At 49.1% G+C, this 16,524-nt stretch carries 12 protein-coding genes, 1 pseudogene and 1 riboswitch; of the genes and pseudogenes, 8 read left to right on the top strand and 5 right to left on the bottom strand.

Annotated features, from left to right (window positions below; genetic code table 11):
* The first annotated feature begins 10 nt into the window (after positions 1-10).
* The 3 genes from EKN16_RS19855 to EKN16_RS19845 are packed head-to-tail and all read left to right on the top strand — an operon-like array spanning position 11 to position 5,470.
* Positions 11-1,048, top strand: coding sequence for an AAA family ATPase (locus EKN16_RS19855; protein ID WP_125661147.1), 1,038 nt, complete (start codon positions 11-13; stop codon positions 1,046-1,048).
* Positions 1,045-2,769: a DUF58 domain-containing protein gene (locus EKN16_RS19850; protein WP_125661144.1), complete on the top strand. Its 1,725-nt coding sequence runs from the start codon at positions 1,045-1,047 to the stop codon at positions 2,767-2,769. The genes EKN16_RS19855 and EKN16_RS19850 overlap by 4 nt, the downstream gene beginning before the upstream one ends.
* On the top strand, positions 2,747-5,470 hold the full coding sequence (locus tag EKN16_RS19845; protein WP_232015869.1) for a transglutaminase-like domain-containing protein: 2,724 nt from the start codon (positions 2,747-2,749) through the stop codon (positions 5,468-5,470). Before EKN16_RS19850 ends, EKN16_RS19845 begins: the two co-directional genes overlap by 23 nt.
* A gap of 254 nt (positions 5,471-5,724) precedes the next feature.
* Here the strand turns inward: EKN16_RS19845 and EKN16_RS19840 are convergent, their stop codons facing one another.
* From EKN16_RS19840 to EKN16_RS19820, 5 genes are all read right to left on the bottom strand, one after another.
* Positions 5,725-6,387 carry a LiaF transmembrane domain-containing protein gene (locus EKN16_RS19840; protein WP_125661141.1) on the bottom strand — a complete coding sequence of 221 codons (663 nt, stop codon included), beginning with the start codon at positions 6,385-6,387 and terminating at the stop codon, positions 5,725-5,727.
* On the bottom strand, positions 6,384-7,520 hold the full coding sequence (locus EKN16_RS19835) for a hypothetical protein (protein WP_125661138.1): 1,137 nt from the start codon (positions 7,518-7,520) through the stop codon (positions 6,384-6,386). The genes EKN16_RS19840 and EKN16_RS19835 overlap by 4 nt, the downstream gene beginning before the upstream one ends.
* Positions 7,513-8,184: an anti-sigma factor family protein gene (locus EKN16_RS19830; protein ID WP_125661135.1), complete on the bottom strand. Its 672-nt coding sequence runs from the start codon at positions 8,182-8,184 to the stop codon at positions 7,513-7,515. The genes EKN16_RS19835 and EKN16_RS19830 overlap by 8 nt, the downstream gene beginning before the upstream one ends.
* Complete coding sequence (locus EKN16_RS19825; protein WP_232015868.1) at positions 8,181-8,729, bottom strand: RNA polymerase sigma factor; 549 nt, start codon at positions 8,727-8,729, stop codon at positions 8,181-8,183. Before EKN16_RS19825 ends, EKN16_RS19830 begins: the two co-directional genes overlap by 4 nt.
* 228 nt (positions 8,730-8,957) lie before the next feature.
* The gene (locus EKN16_RS19820) at positions 8,958-10,163 is read right to left on the bottom strand and encodes a bactofilin family protein (protein ID WP_125661129.1); all 1,206 of its coding nucleotides are present in this window, start codon (positions 10,161-10,163) and stop codon (positions 8,958-8,960) included.
* 207 nt (positions 10,164-10,370) lie between these two features.
* Here EKN16_RS19820 and EKN16_RS19815 point away from each other — a divergent pair, with 207 nt between their 5' ends.
* The 5 genes and pseudogenes from EKN16_RS19815 to EKN16_RS19795 all read left to right on the top strand — a co-directional run bounded on the left by EKN16_RS19815 (position 10,371) and on the right by EKN16_RS19795 (position 16,309).
* Positions 10,371-11,516 (top strand): ParM/StbA family protein, encoded by a 1,146-nt coding sequence (locus EKN16_RS19815; RefSeq protein ID WP_125661126.1) that lies wholly within the window; start codon positions 10,371-10,373, stop codon positions 11,514-11,516.
* A gap of 131 nt (positions 11,517-11,647) precedes the next feature.
* Complete coding sequence (gene guaA, locus EKN16_RS19810) at positions 11,648-13,186, top strand: glutamine-hydrolyzing GMP synthase (RefSeq protein WP_125661123.1); 1,539 nt, start codon at positions 11,648-11,650, stop codon at positions 13,184-13,186.
* 177 nt (positions 13,187-13,363) lie between these two features.
* Positions 13,364-14,446, top strand: a complete 1,083-nt coding sequence (locus tag EKN16_RS19805; protein WP_125661120.1) for a peptidylprolyl isomerase — start codon at positions 13,364-13,366, stop codon at positions 14,444-14,446.
* Positions 14,447-14,467: 21 nt separating this feature from the next.
* Positions 14,468-14,590 (top strand): annotated as a pseudogene (locus EKN16_RS33635) (GMP synthase (glutamine-hydrolyzing)); the annotation flags it as partial.
* 89 nt (positions 14,591-14,679) lie between these two features.
* Positions 14,680-14,779: riboswitch (purine riboswitch) on the top strand.
* Positions 14,780-14,911: 132 nt separating this feature from the next.
* Positions 14,912-16,309: an NCS2 family permease gene (locus tag EKN16_RS19795; protein ID WP_125661117.1), complete on the top strand. Its 1,398-nt coding sequence runs from the start codon at positions 14,912-14,914 to the stop codon at positions 16,307-16,309.
* The last annotated feature ends 215 nt before the right edge of the window (positions 16,310-16,524 follow it).

Below are 16,524 nucleotides of genomic sequence, written 5' to 3'. Positions count from 1 at the left end.
GTGGAGTCATATGATTCCAAAGCAACAACTGGCGGAGGAGCAGCAGACGGGTGCGCTGCCTGCAGCTGCTGAACAAGATAGCTGGCCAGAAGCCGCGAATCAATTGTTGAAGCTAATGATGGCTAGGGTGAATAGTGTCCTTCTAGGCAAAAGCGAGCTGGTAGCTCAGGTTTTCGCCGCCTTGCTTGCTGGTGGGCATGTACTGCTGGAGGATGTGCCTGGCGTTGGCAAAACGCTGCTTGTACGTGCGATTGCACGCGTAATGGGCGGGGAATTCCGGCGTATTCAGTTTACCTCAGATATGCTGCCTGCTGATGTGGTAGGCGGCTTGGTATGGGATGGTAAGCGGGGTGAACTCGTATTCCGTCAAGGTCCGCTGATGGCCAATGTCGTGCTGGCTGATGAGATTAATCGGACACCGCCGCGAACACAATCGGCACTTCTTGAAGCGATGGAAGAGCGGAGCGTAACGGCCGATGGCGAGACCATCCGGCTGCCGCAGCCTTTCATGCTGCTTGCAACGCAAAACCCACTGCGTGATGATGGCACCTATCCGCTGCCTGAAGCGCAATTAGATCGCTTCATGATGAGGCTATCCGTCGGCTATCCGTCCGAAGAGGATGAGATTCGTATGCTGGAGATCGCTCCGCAGCGATTAATTCCTGAATTTCTCAGACCTGTTATTATTCCAGAGGAATGGCTGCGAATGCAGCGCGACGCACAGTCGGTACATGTTCATTCGGCCTTGCTCACTTATGCGGTGCAGGTTGTTGGAGCAACGCGTTCTGCGGTGGAGCTGGAGCTAGGAGCAAGTCCGAGAGCTACTCGCGACTGGATCCGTGCGGCTCAAGCAACTGCTTATGTGGCAGGACGACGGTTTGTCGTGCCGGATGATTTGAAGATAACGGCTGAGCCTGTGATGGCTCATCGCTTCATCGTGAATGATGGTGCTGCTGTAAGTGGTGTATGCGCAGCTGATGTACTAAGCCGTATTTTGACCGCTGTACCGATACCATCGGCTATCACTGAAGGCGGGCGAAGAAGATGAGCAGCGGGAGTGAACCGCAATCGGTGTGGGATATAGAGGCAAACGACGGAAGCGTGGGGAGTAGAGCTGCTAGGAGGACGGGCTCTGGCAATTCCAAACGTAGGACGAAGCAAGAGGACTCAGACAGACAGGCGAATAAGATAAAGACAGTTAAGATTAGGAAGTCTAGGGTGCTTGGGAATAACTCGCAGATAGGGAAATCGGGGACTATTACAGATAAAGTAAATCGGGTAGAGACAGATACTAAGAAATCCAGCATGTACAAGAATAGCGGGAAAAGGATTAAAGCTGCGGCTCGTGAATTGAATGCTGCGGGCGTAAATACTGCTGAAGCAAGTAAGCTGCATAGCCGGTATTTTGCAAGAATCGTCTTAATTGTACTGCTCGCTGCCAGTGCTGCGGCTGAGTATGCACGAGGGGGTGCTGTGGAATGGTTTTTCCTCGCTATGATGACTGCCGTTTTTCTTTGCGTTTGCATGGTGCCCTACGCTGCAGCCGGACGTATCTCTGTGGAGCGGATCATTGAAGAAGAGAGGCTATTGGTGGACGGCGGACAAATGATGGTTCAAGTATTCGTTCGGCTCAGCAGACCGTTACCGTTGATGTGGCTTGGCGTGAGTGAGGGGATTGCGAATCTTACGATTCCGCAAAATGCAGTTGTTCCCTATCGAACCGTTACGGTGCCGGGGTTCAGTCGAGTATTAATGTTCCGGTACATGGTAACAGGACTGCAGCGGGGAGAGCTGGACTTTCAGCCGATTCGTATTTCGATCGGTGATTTACTTGGGATGACGGTTCGAACGCTTGAACTTTCCTGTGCGAGTTCTGTTCTTGTAAAGCCGCAGCCTCCAGCAGGTGAGCATTGGAAAGGGTTTCCTGGCGCCATTCCTGGGGTGAATGCGAGTAATGATAGACCCGTTGCTTCAGCATCGGGGCTAACTTTGACCGCTGCGGCGAGGGTAAGCAGAGATGGAATGGGACCTGAGGTGCGCACCTATACCCCGGGCGATCCACTGCGGCGCATCGATTGGCGTGCGATGGCCAGAGGTCTAGGCATGCAGACAAGAATCAGCAATGCGGAGCAGCCTAGTGAAGTTATTATTTTGCTTGAAGCATCGCAAAAGGCGTATGGAAAAGAAATGCGGCTTTTTGATGCCAATGTCGGACGTGCTGCAATGGCGCTGAGGCGAGCCTTCGAGCAGGGCAAAGGGGTTGAGATTCTAAGCAATAGCCTTGAAGAAGAGAGGGTTACTGTTCGTGCAGGGGATAAGGCAGCGCTTCGGCTTGCAGAGGACAAGCTTGCCAGAATACAGGCAAATGGAGTGAAGCTGCTATTTGACTCTCTAGCAGGAATAGTCGGACAAATGCCGCGAGGTGCAGCCATCATTTGTTTGGCAGTGGGACATGCTAGTACGGAGGGAACGATAGAAGCGGGAAGTATAAGGCCTGATTTTGGACGGATGAATAATGGGGATGGGACCGAACTTCAAAGTGTAGCTTATGGTGCGAAGCTTGCTGGCATTCGGGGTGTTCGGCTTTATTTGCTTTTGGCATATGGAGGCGGTGTGATGGAGTCTCAGCAGAGGGAGCGGGAATGGCAGGAGCGACTGAGTGGGACAGGCTGCTTCGTAAAAGGGATGCCGGTGCCTGCAGCGTATCAAGATAATCACCCTACTGCTATGGAAGGGGGCCGCGTTGATGTCAGTGCCTCAATTAGCTAACGGGACGAAGCCAAGTAACCGGGAGATGGAGAAAGCGAGCTTAAGCTTCTTCAATTTAAGCTCTCGACGTCTTATTACAAGCCTGCTGCTGTTCGGGTTGATTATAGAATGGGTGCTCCCGCTATCTCACTTGGAAGCTTATACGGAGCTTTACCGAATAGGCCCCGTTATTATGGCGGTCGGATTATTCTTAGGAATCGGCGTATTCGTACCTCCAATGTTGATTTCGTTCCTCTTAAACAGTGTCGTCTGCCTTGGGACGGTGATGCTTTTGTTCAACATTCAATATACGTCCAATTATGAAGCTTTCATGGGTCTTGTACAGGCGCTGAAGAGTGATATGCTGCGGGTGATGGAAGGGCAGCTTCAGCTCAGTGGGGAAACACGGACTTTGCTGCTTATCGCAGGACTCGGGATGATGGCGCTAGCGGTGCAATCCTTGATGTGGCTGCGGCAGTGGGGACTTGGGCTGACTGCATTAACTGCGGTTTATTTGCTCGTTCTGTATGGATTCTTCGGCATGGATGTATTCCCTGGTCTTCTTCGCACATGTGCGGAGGGTTTGCTGTTGAGCGCATTATTGACTGTTCCTCGGATGGAGAGGCTCAGCGGAATAAAGATTGTGCACGTGAGGAAGGTGGCAGGCCGTAACCCTACCCTGGCAGGCTGGGCGATGAGCTGGTGGAGTGGGGCAGCGTGGCTGTCAGTGATTATCGTCGCAGTAGGAATTGGTGCTGCTTGGGGGAAGACTGCGGCTTCGGAACCAGCTCCTTGGGCAGCGGATGCTGTTAATTGGGGCAAGCTGCATTTGACTAAGGAGCGAATGACAGCGGTTATTCAGGGAAAGAGCTTGGAGGCTATGACCGCGGAGAAAGCTTTGGGATCGGAAGGATTAACAGGCTATGGATTCGATGATCGTGTACTCGGTGCACCGATATCCCCGAGCAGTACTGTACTATTCACTGTTCAGTCAGCGACAGCTGCCTATCTGCGCGGCGAGAGCAAAAGCAGCTACAACGGGCACGGCTGGGAGCAGGAAAACTCACAGCTGGAGGAGCGGACTATAGGTGGTTTGAGTGGAAACCCAGCTATAGCAGCGCGGGATTTGGTTGGTACCGGTGGGTTTGGGACGGCAATTGCTGTGAAGAATAAAGGGAACAGTTTGGAGCAATCAGAGCATGTTTTGGCGGGAATAGTAGGAAGTATGGGCAGCTTTGATGAGAAAGAGAGCTCGGGCATCGGGGTTCATACAAAGGTTACTGGGCAAGTGGTTGTAAGTGAACCAGAGGTATTTCAGCAGACGGTTTCGGTTGCCTATCCAACTGCGGGCTGGCCCTTGCTCACAGCTGGGCCTGATTCACAGATTGTTGCCCTTCAGTCTGTCGATGGAACAGCTGACCATCTTTACAGACAGGATAAGCTGACGCATGCGCTATATCCTGCAACAGACAAGGAGCGCATTATCCAATATACCGTATCCACCGTACAGCCTAATCTATCGGCAGCTTTTTTGAAGAAGGAGAAGGATGCGAACGAGCCTGCTAGTCCTGAACTTGAAGCTATTTTGCAGGTGGATACGAAGCTGCCAGAAGGACTGCCAGCACGTATTGGAGCGTTAGCGAGCCAGATTATTGATCAGGCAGGAGCGAGTGCTGGACGTTATGATAAAGCCAAAGCAATAGAAACATACTTACGAACCCACTATACGTATACGATGAAGAATACATCGATACCAACAGCGGGAACGGATTTTGTGGATGATTTTTTATTCGAGCAAAAGCAAGGCTATTGTGTTCATTTTGCTTCCGCAATGGCGGTAATGCTGCGTACGCAGGGGATTCCTGCGCGGTACGTGAAGGGCTTTGCTCCGGGCGAAGCAGCAGCTTCGCTGACCGGAGCGGGAGAGGCGAAGACGCAGATGTATACCGTGCGAGCCAGTGATGCGCACGCATGGGTGGAGGTTTATATACCGGGAAGCGGCTGGGTGGCCTTCGAGCCGACTCCGGGGCTTGCGGCGCCAAGCAGCGCAGCTGGCGCCGTTGGCGGAGCAGCATCGGCCGGTAATTCCGCCGATGCTGCGCAGCAGGATCTTGCGGCGGCGGCGGGGCATTCCGCCGCCGGGGCTGCCGGCGAAGCCGCTGGCGTCCGGCGGCTTGCCGGGCGCGCCGCAGTGCAGCTGCAGGCGGCCGCGACGCGGGCCGCCGATGCCGCGGAGCGCGGGGCGCATGCCCTCGCGCAAGCGGCGCGCAGCGCCGCGTCGGCCAGGCCATGGGCCATGGCCGCGCTAGCCGCGGGCGCCACAGGCGCCGCCGGCTTGATCGCGGCGGCGTGGCGCAGGCGCGAACGCGATGCGTTCGCAGGTGCGCTGCATAAGTACGGCAGCGCACTAACCGCGGGCCGGCACCTAGCGGCCCGCGGGCAGTTCCTCGCGCTCGCGGATGCTTGCTGGCGCGAGCTCTACACTCGCTGCGGCGCAAAACTGCCGCAAAGCACTGCGCGTGAATACACGGCGGCACTAGTCCTGCCGCCGCAAACCGCGCAGCTCATCACACAGCTCGTGCGATGGGACGAGCAGGCGCGCTATGGAGCGGAGTGGCTTGAGCTGCCAACGCAGTTGGAGCTGGCAGACCTATTATCTGCGGTTCGAAGCTTGCCTCCAACGAAGCAGCCTCGCTCCGCTGGAGTCGTTCAAACTGTCTAAAGTAAGTGATGACAGTGTGAAGAAGTGGAGCTTGCCCGTTGTTTTGCCCATTGTAGAGTCTTTGTAGAGTCTTTAAACTCTCCAAAAGCCCTCGAAAAGCTCAAGAGTTGTAAGCTTTAACAGAACTGAAAAAAGGCTAACACAAAGGTCCAATTGACCTTACGTTAGCCTTTTCACGTTTAGCTTTTCTCAGTTTGCCTTTTTATCGCACCAAACCAATTATTCGCATACCCATTTCCATTACGCCTTCACGCCTACTGTATAGGCTCGTTATTAGCACCTCTAAGCTCGAGAGGAAGGTCCTTTGGAACAGCCATCGTTAGCGTTGTCGAGGGATAGGAATCATTCAATCCGATGCGCTGCGGCAGTGCCTTGATTGAGATATACATCGTGTGGTCAATTGTATGAATGGTGGTGATATCCGCTGCCTGCAGCAAAGCTCCTTTTTCATCTTGATATTGCCGAATCCGATAAGTGCCGAATAGATGCATCTTGCGCTCGGTAATTTTATCGATTTTTGGAATGGAGCCGCTAGTTTGTACAACGATCCGAGTCACACTGGCGGGAACGGGCTGATCAATGGTGGGAACATCGTAGGTACGATCCTCGCTGCCTATCGCATATTGGATTTCATGGGTTAAACCGCTTGCTGTGGCAGCAGCAAAGCCGATACAAAGACAACAGAGCACGCCGACAAATAGAATGCTGAAAATATCATAATGAATAATAGGCTGTTCTTTGCTCTTGATCGCTAGGAAAAAGATGATTTCTAAGCCGAGCAGAATAAACACAGCAGGCCACCAGTTAAGCAAAATATCTACGGCTGATGCGTGATTCCAGCTAGATAGCAATATTGTTACACCAATCAGGATAAGGGATAAACCCATGGATAAGGTACCTACTCGCCAGCGTTTCATTGGTTTTTGTCGACCTCCTCGTGAGGTGTTTTATTCTTGCTGCCGAGCATAAGCTTAAATCCGCCAAAGATGAATAATACCGAGACAACCGTTACCTGTGCATAACGCTGGAACCAATACGACAGTCTCCATTGCGGGAACTCCTGTTCAATCATGCGGAGAATGGCATTATCGAATAAGTAGTAAGCGCCAATTGCCATTAGCCCCAAACCAATCCATTTCTGGTGATTCATCAGTCCATCTACTAGAGGAATATCCTTCAGTTCTTCCTCTCCCTGCTTAGAAACAAGCTGCATGGCGTCAAACAGACTCAAGAACCATAAGATCGGAATCAGGTAAAGAAAGAGGGAAAGTCTCAGGGCGTCCATCAGATAAACAGTCAGTAGAAAGGCAGCCATAAGCTGCAGGCCGCGCTTCTGCAAGCCAAGATAGAGATGACCTGCACCTGGGAAGACAGCTAATAGCAGGGCGACTGCTTTGCTTTTACGTCCCGTTTCACGATTCTGTTCAAAGTCCTCGAAGATCGTACGGTCAATAATTTCTTCGCCGCGCTGCTTGCGATTAAGAAGCTGCATGGCATCGAAGAGTCCATAGAACATAATGATCGGCAGTCCCACAAGGAAGATGAAAACCCCGGTCTCATGCGTAATGAAGCTGACAAAAGCGATCATGGCAAACAGTCCGAAGAAGCCGACGATAAAGGTCAATCCACGCTGCATAAGCCCGAGTTGAAAATGCGACAGACCGGGAATAAGCGAGAGGATGATCGTGAAAAAGCGTTCATTTTGCTGAATGTTACTAGAACCATTGCTCCCGTAGTCAGTGAAGACATTCCCATTTGCAGGAGGTGGAGGTGGAGCTAATTGGTCGCGGTACTGAGGAGTAGGCTTTAACAGGGAGACGATCATATCAATGATATTAATAAGACCTATGACAAAAGAGACGAAAAGCAGCATGAGAATTACTCTAGAGTCGGTGCTTCCACCATTAGAGATTTCGAGAAGCGCAATTAATCCCAGTGGACCAAAGAAGCCGATTGCATATATGAATGCACGAAAGAAGCGGCCAAGATAGAGATGACCAAGGCCTGGAATGAAAGAGAGCAGAAAAGCGGCTAAAGGACTTTTATTCATGTGGATGACCTCCTATACGGGTGGGATGTAAGGTATCAAGTAAGGATGTTGTTTTCTCCATTAAGCGCTGTGAGAACGATTCTGTTGATATCGCCCCGTTTGCACTCGTGAGATCAATGGGCTCAGCTCGCCCAGCATATGCGCCGACATCCTGGAAAACGCCCGAAGCCACAAGTATAAGGGTGACGACAGCGGCGACGGTGTATTGGAAGAGCGGCTTGCAAATGAGTGGCATACGGCTGCGAGAAACGCCATTCCGACTAGAAGGAGCAACTACGACCAAATGGGGTTTAATAACTCTAGTCGTATCAATTTGAACAGTATCAAGTTCTGTTTGCTTCTCCAAATGGATCTTTTGCGTATTCCCATTTTCATTGCTCACTGCTTCAAAGGCTTCAAAGGCTTCAAAGGTTTCAAAGGTTTCTAGGGAAGCAGCCTCATGAATGGCGGACATCACTCGATCAGCAAAATCCCCTTTCTTTTCCTCTGCAAACACGGGTGGTGTCACTTGATGATCAACCGCAGTGATCATATCTATCACATCCATATAAATAGCTAGGCATTCCTCGCACGCATAGAGATGCTGATCAAGCTCTTCAGATCTAGCTAGAGAAAGCGTGCCAGCGGCGTACAGCTGCCATTCTTGCATCGTTGCATGACTCATCGGAAATCCTCCTCCTTCCAATGCTTCTTCATCCAGGTTCTTGCTCGGTATAGCTTGGATTCCACGGTTTTTACTGCGATTCCATGTTCGCTGGCAATTTGCATATGAGACTTTTCTTCCATATAGAAGGCCACGACTACGTGGCGATAATTATCTGGTATTTCGCTTAGGTAACAGGCAATTAGCTGTGCGCGTTCTTTACGCAGCAGGTCATCTTCAACCGATTCAGGAGCAGCGGTTTGCTCGAAGGCCGCAGCAGCAAGCTCATTGCTGTCCATGGCTCCAAGTGTTTCTCTCCGCGTGCCTAGCTTTCGCTTATAATCGATTGCCGTATGGACGACGATTCGGGTCAACCAGGTTTTGAACCCTTGGCCTTGATACTTAGAGAGAGAGAAGTAGATCTTTACGAATGCTTCTTGCGCGGCATCTTCTGCATCCTTAGGATGATGCAGAACGGATAATGCGACCTGGTATAGATAAGCTTCATAATGGTCAATGATTGTCCGGAAAGCTTCTGTATCTCCCGCAAGCACTTGTTCGATCACGCGCTGTTCATAGATGTCCTTCTCCCCCTCTCCACGTATATAGACGAAGCGAATCTTGTTTACCCCTGCACCTTCTTGGAAAATGATATCTTGGATGGATGGAAATGTATAGGACTATGAGATTTCATCATGCAAAAAGGGACCCTTCCTCAGCAGCCTTGGCTACCAAATGGAACAGTCCCTTCGTTATTCACCTATTACCTTCATTACCCATTCATATTTCCTTCATTACCAATTCTTAAGCAGCGCCGCAGGATCTCCGTAGATCTTATTATTAGACAAAGGCTGTGAATGGGATTCTTCCTGCTTCATCGTTTCATTGGTCATGGGAAGCTGCTCAGACTCAACATACAGCGGGCTTTCCACAGTACTTATAATATCGCTGATTACAGTCTCTTCCTTATGAAGAAGGACAGCTTCATTCACTTCTTCAATATTGGAAGAATTGATCGTTACATCTACAGCAGGAGGCAAGTGTTCTTCGATTTGCACAATCTGATCCTGAATATGGTTTTGATCTGGATGCTGCACATTCGCAGCAGAGGAGGCAGTACTCAGTTGGTTGTCTTCCTCCTCGTTCTCTGTAAGCTCGATAGCATGCAAATTGCTCGCATGCTCTTTCTCAGTTGGAGGTTCGTTTGCCGTTACTTGAAGAGATTTTTCGTTAATACTATTCATAAAAGCTCTGCCGCTCTCTCTTATACTGCTAATGGCAGGTGGGGCGGCACTCTCATTAGGTTCGCTGTCCATCTCACTATCATTCTCCCCAATGCTTGCTAGAGTGCTTCGATTCTCACTATTTCCTCGGTCTGCTCTATCTCTACGATCTTCATTATTTCCTCGGTCTGCTCTATCTCTACGATCTTCACTATTTCTTCGGTCCGCGCTATCTCTTCTGTCGGCGCCCTCTCTGCGCTCCGACTCCTCCCACTGCTCGGCACTAGCTGCGCTTTCCTCGCAATTTCTTCGTTCGACATGAACCCTGCGCTCCTCGCTCATCCAGATCCCCTCGATAGCGCTGCGACGGTCAAAGCCGCTGCGGCGTTCGAGTCCGCTGCGCAGCTCCAATCCGGTACTTATCTGATCATGATCCATCGTGCTGCTGCCCTGAAAGAGACCGCCTTCCTCAATGGAAAGAGTAGCTGCTGATAGATTGCCGTAGAGCTTACCGGTTGAAGTAATGGTTAGCTTGCCTGTGATTGTGACGTTACCTGTTATTTGGCCAGCCAAGAAAACATTTTTAGCCGTGATGTTGGAATTAGCGATGCCACTTTCTGCAATCCTCACATCGCCTTCACAATCTAGATCTCCACTAAGCTTGCCTTCAAGGCATACGCCCCCAGCGGAGCGGATTTTTCCTTCGACCACAGTACCATCGCCGATAAAAGTATCAGGGATCTCGGAATTCATTTTGCGATTTTTAATTTTGAACATCAGTGGGGGATCTCCTTTATCGCTATATTCAAGTAAATCTTGGAATTAATAGATTAGAAAAGCTTGTATTGATTTTATTCGGCATAATTCGTCAAAAAACTTATATTAGTGAAAAAAACCTCGAAACAAATAGAAATTTGTCATAAATAAGCTAAATTAATATTCGAATACCGACGATATATACAACAACGAACGGGGGTTTCTATTGTGATAAGATTGGCTGGAATTGATGTAGGTAATGATAGTGTAAAAGTAGTGGTAGAAGGATCACCAGAACCAATCGTAATACCAAGCATCGTTTCTCCCGGCTATGAACGGCATGTATTTCAAGAGGAAGACTCGCCTGTCAATGCACTGGATGTTGAGGTACATAGTCCCAAGCTGAAGAAGAATAATCAACGTTATTTCGTAGGACTTCTTGCTATGGAGGATCAGGATAATTCGGAGCTGGAAGAGACGGATAACAAGGCGACAAGTGACCAATCCTTGATCGTGGCTTTAACAGCTTTGGCCTATGCAGGCTTGACCCATCAGAATCAGGACTACGAGCCGACGCAAGGACAGACAGCTCCAGTCGTGGAGTATGTGATCGGAACGGGCTTGCCGGTTCGGACCTATGCAGGCTTCCACAAAACCTTCGAAGAACGGCTCGTTGGCGAGCATCAGGTCACGTTTCTCTCTACGCCGAAGTTGAAAGGGAAGTCTATTCGCGTCATTATCCGTCAGGCCGTTGTTTCAATTGAGGGTGCTGCGGCTTTGTTCCATATGGCTACGCATGATAACCTTCAGGTGAAGAATGAAGAGCTTTATTATGGCTGTATCGGAATTTGTGAGATGGGTGCTCTCACGACAGACTTTCCAGTTATTAAGCGGATGAGCATCGACAATCAGTTCAGTACCGGAGAGCAGTTCGGTCTGTCGGGCTATCTAGATAACATTATCCGTGATGTCGAGGATCAATTCGGTCATCGTTTCCCAAGCCGTACGAAGCTAATTCAACGACTTAAGAACCGCGAATATATTATTCAGCGTGTAGGAGAAGGTCAAGCGGATATTCGGCCGATTGTCGATACCTATTTCTCGCGAGCGGCTAATAAAGTGGTCGATCTAATCGTTAAAAAGTGGAAAAAGTATCCCGATATTCAATGCTTTTACGTGCTTGGCGGCGGTGCATCGGCGCTTAAATCTTACATCAATGATGCGGCCGGACCCGTTCGCCTTCGCTTCGTAGAAGAAAGCGATCTGCAGAATGTCTATGGCTATCTTAAGCTGGCAAGGAACAAAATGAACCAAGCCGCCGACAAAGCGCAATCGCAAATACAAACGCAACCACAATCCAGTTCCTCCATTTAGGCGATACTACAAACTGACATCCAAAAGCTGAGGCTGTGGATGTCAGTTTTTTTCCATTGTCCTTCTGCCTTGACTGTCCCAAACTCCTATAGCTATAATTGACACAATGATTTAAGGGAGGCTTTAAACAATTGGACAAGCCAAATGAAATGATCGTTGTCCTCGATTTCGGCGGACAATACAACCAGTTAATTGCACGACGCATTCGGGATTTAGGTGTATACAGCGAGCTGCTGCCCTACAATACGACGGCAGAACGGATCCGTGAGCTGCAGCCGAAAGGTATTGTGTTCTCGGGAGGACCGTCAAGTGTGTATGAGGAGAAGTCGCCACTAGTTGACCCTGCTATTTATGAGCTTGGACTGCCAATTTTCGGTATTTGCTACGGCATGCAGTTAATGGCACATCAGCTTGAAGGTAAGGTTGAGCGTGCGGGTAAACGTGAGTATGGGAAGGCTGAAGTGGATTTTGTTGATGGCAGCCATCTCGTACAAGGCTTGGAGAACCGACAAACGGTATGGATGAGTCATGGCGACCATGTTGTTGAATTGCCGACTGGCTTCCGCGTTGATGCAAGCACGGATCACGCGCCAATCGCGGCAATGAGTCATATAGAACGCAAGCTCTATGCCGTTCAATTCCATCCAGAAGTACGTCACTCCGTTCAAGGGAATGAAATGATTCACAATTTCCTTTTCAACGTTTGTGGCTGCGAAGGTACTTGGAGCATGGAGACCTTTATTGAAGATACGATTCGCGATATTCGCAATCAAGTCGGCAGCAGCAAGGTACTTTGTGCGTTGTCTGGCGGGGTTGATTCATCCGTTGTTGCTATTCTTCTTCACAAAGCGATCGGCGATCAGCTTACTTGTATGTTCATCGATCATGGCTTGCTCCGCAAAGACGAAGCCGAAGGCGTCATGGAGACATTCGTTGGCAAGTTCGATATGAAGGTTGTCAAAATCGATGCAAGCGAGCGTTTCCTAGGCAAGCTGAAGGGTGTCGACGATCCGGAGCAGAAGCGTAAAATCATTGGTAACGAGTTTATCTATGTCTTCCAAGAAGAATCCGATAAATTCGACGACTTTGAATTCCTTGCTCAAGGTACGCTGTACACGGATATCGTTGAGAGCGGCACGGCGACAGCGCAAACGATCAAGTCTCACCACAATGTTGGCGGTTTGCCAGAGGACATCAAGTTCAAGCTTGTTGAACCGCTGAAGGCGCTGTTCAAGGATGAGGTTCGTAAAGTTGGCTCCGAGTGCGGTTTGCCGGATGCCATCGTATGGCGTCAACCTTTCCCAGGTCCGGGTCTTGCAATCCGTGTGCTTGGTGAAGTAACGGATGAGAAGCTGACGATCGTTCGCGAATCTGATGCGATTCTCCGTGATGAAATCATCAAAGCCGGTCTGGATCGGGAAATTTGGCAGTACTTCACGGCGCTGCCGAACATGAAGAGTGTTGGCGTTATGGGTGATGCTCGTACGTATTCCTACACGGTAGGTATTCGCGCGGTAACTTCCATTGACGGCATGACAGCGGATTGGGCACGTATTCCGTGGGATGTTCTTGAGAAAATCTCGGTTCGGATCGTTAACGAAGTCGATAACGTCAACCGGATTGTCTATGATATTACCTCGAAACCACCAGCTACGATCGAGTGGGAATAGATTGCTAAAAAGTTACTCCCTTCTATTTGCGTTATTTAGCAAATAGAAGGGAGTTTTTTTATGACCAAATTAAAGAACGGATCGAAATGCTATATATAACCAAAGTAATGATGTAGAATTCTAGTATGAAATTCATTAATAGTCATCGGAAATGATTCCAGCGGGAGGTTTATTTTTATGAGTAGAAGTAAAGGCAACATCCTATTTCGTAGAGTTGGGGTAACTGCACTGGTCGTAGCGGGTATGACGCTTGCGGCAGGTGCGGGAGCGTACGCCGCAACGAAAATGACCTTGATTGTAAATGGTCAGAAATCAACTGTAGAACCGGTATCAATTAAGGGCGTTACTTACGTCCCTATCCGCGCCGCCGCTGAGATGCTCGGTGCAAATGTCAACTTTAATGCCTCTTCGAATTCAGTCATTATTGCAAGCAGGCCCGAAAAGTCTCCATTAGGTGATGGCGGTAATGAAGCGATCGGTTCAGTTAATGGCGTATCCATTACCAAGAACCAGCTGTACGATACGATGGCTGCAGTTGGCGGAAAGCAAATGCTGGACAACCTGATTCAAGAAGAGCTTGTTAAGCAAGAGGCGAAGAAGAAAGGCATCGTAATCACTGACCAAGATGTGGAAGCGGAAATTGCGAAAATCAAGAAGCGGTTCCCGTCTGAATCGGATTTTCAAACTGCGCTGCAGCAAGCGGGCATGACGCTCGAAGATTTGAAGAAGCAAACACCGATGCAGCTTCGCATTCGCAAGCTCGTAGAGCCGCGTGTGAAAGTGACAGACGAAGATGTGAAACAATATTTTGAGGCAAACAGAGCCATGTTCGATCAGCCTGAGCAGGTGAAAGCATCGCATATTCTGGTCGCAACGAAAGCAGAAGCTGACGAAATTATGAAGCAGCTGAAAGGAGGCGCGGATTTTGCGAAGCTGGCGAAAGATAAATCAATTGACACAGGCAGTAAGAATGCTGGTGGTGATCTTGGTTTCTTCGGCAGAGGGGAAATGGTCGCTGAGTTTGAGAAAGCAGCGTTCTCGCTTAAGGTTGGTGAGCTGGGTGGACCGATAAAGTCGCAGTTTGGTTATCACATCATCAAAGTATCAGACCATAAGGCAGCGAAGGCAGCGACGCTTGAAGAGAAGAAAGCTGAAATCCGGGAACAGCTCATTAGCCAGAAGGTTGCCGAACTTTCCCCTGCATGGCTGGAAGAACTAAAGTCCAAGGCGCAAATTACGAATACGCTTAAAGGAAATTAATGGAGACCGAAGTACACTTGTCTGACCGCGGACTGGGCGCGGATTCCTTGGGATGTTCCTGAGAAAATCTCGGTTCGGATCGTTAACGAAGTCGATAACGTGAACCGGATCGTGTACGATATTACGTCTAAACCACCTGCTACTCGCTTTTGTAAAAATGAAGAATATTGTTCGGAAAGCAAACGTTTTCCATTGACAACTTTTCGTAGTTGCTCGCTAGAATATTCAAGAATCGTACAAACTGCATATCTTTTCGTATAATCTCAGGAATCGGCTTGAGAGTCTCTACGAGATCACCTTAATGATCTGTCTACGAAGAGCGAGATGAGTAACACGGCTGTTGGTCCAACGTGTATACTTTTCTTGTTTTGCGTGGAACCTAGGTTAGAATGCCAATATTGGCATTTTATAGCTTGGGTTTCTTGTTTGTTCTGACCACATTTTTTGAGGAGGGTATATTAAAAAATGCGTAGTTTCTTTCGGTTGAAGGAAAACGGAACAAATGTAAGAACAGAGATTATGGCTGGCCTCACGACATTCATGACGATGGCGTACATATTGGCAGTCAACCCAGGAATTCTGGGAGGAGCAGGGCTTAGCGCATATTCGGTCTTTCTTGCGACCGCACTTGCAGGCGGTATTTTCACCATTGCGATGGGACTATTCGTTAACTTTCCAGCAGCACTTGCACCGGGTATGGGACTCAATGCATATTTCGCAGCAACTGTGCTTGCATCCAAAGCAACGGATCACCCCATCTCACCTGAAATGGCATTAACAGCTGTCTTTATCTCCGGTATTATTTTTCTCATCTTAACGATTACCCAGATCCGCCAAATGCTCCTCACGGCTGTTCCAGATAGCCTGAAGCATGCAATCACGGTTGGTATTGGATTATTCATTACAATTATCGGCTTGAAGAACAGCGGACTTATGACAATCGGAGTCGAGAACGTGGTAACAGATATTCCTAAAGGTGTATTTACGGATATCTTAAGCTTTGAGTCCGTTATTCATATGGGCAACCTCGGCAGCCCAAGTGTATACCTTACACTTATCGGCTTGCTGATCATCTCTGTACTGATGGTGCTTCGTGTCCCAGGTGCGATCCTCTTCGGTATTATCGGAACGACCATCGTTGCGATTATTACGGGCGATGTTAATGTTAGCGAGACGTTAAAGGGACAATCCTGGTCACCAGACTTCACACAAATGAACTTCTGGAATTTCGACTGGGCAGGCGTATGGCACACAGGCATTATCTCGATTATCGCTACGTTCACATTCGTTGAACTATTCGATACCTTTGGAACACTCGTTGGTACGGCGAACCGTGCTGGCGTGATGAAGGATCCAGAGAAGGGCAAGAAAATTGTTGGTAAAGCGATGTTCGTGGATGCGATCGGTGTCAGCGGCGGCGCAATGCTTGGTACAAGCACCGTGACCGTATTCGTCGAGAGCTCGGCGGGTATCGCTCAAGGCGGACGTACAGGTCTTACTGCAGTGACAACCGGGATCGCCTTCTTATGTGCGCTATTCCTATGGCCGATCATCTCGCTGATTCCGGGTTCAGCTACAGCTGCTGCCCTTATTATCGTAGGTGTGCTGATGGTTCAATCCATCAAAGAAATTGACTTCCAAGACATGGTCTATGCCATTCCATCCTTCTTCACGATTGCCCTTATGCCATTTACTTACAATATCGCGAACGGTGTTTCATTCGGAATCGTGTCCTATGTGCTGCTTGCGACCATTGCTAACCTTGCTGGCAAGAAAGCTGGCGGCTACAAGGTGCATTGGCTCATGTGGATCCTGGCGATTCTCATTATTGCACGGTATGCGTTTATCGGCAGCCAAGGTTAAGCTAAAGGAAACCATAGAACTGGACCTAATAAGAAGAGACTGCTCCCGCCTGTGGAGTGGTCTTTTTTGACAGATAAGAATTTTATGTTTTGGGTTGGGGTAAGTAGAGCTTACCCCTTATTTATATCTCCACTGTCCACTTTCGGCTTTCCAGAATTTTTGCTTTCCTACTCTTCTCTCATTACCTCCTATATTCTCTCATTTAGGATTAAGAT

Origin of the sequence: Paenibacillus baekrokdamisoli (assembly GCF_003945345.1) — a bacterium.
GTDB classification, from domain to species: domain Bacteria; phylum Bacillota; class Bacilli; order Paenibacillales; family Paenibacillaceae; genus Paenibacillus_Z; species Paenibacillus_Z baekrokdamisoli.
This window is presented reverse-complemented; position numbering and strand designations above follow the sequence as displayed.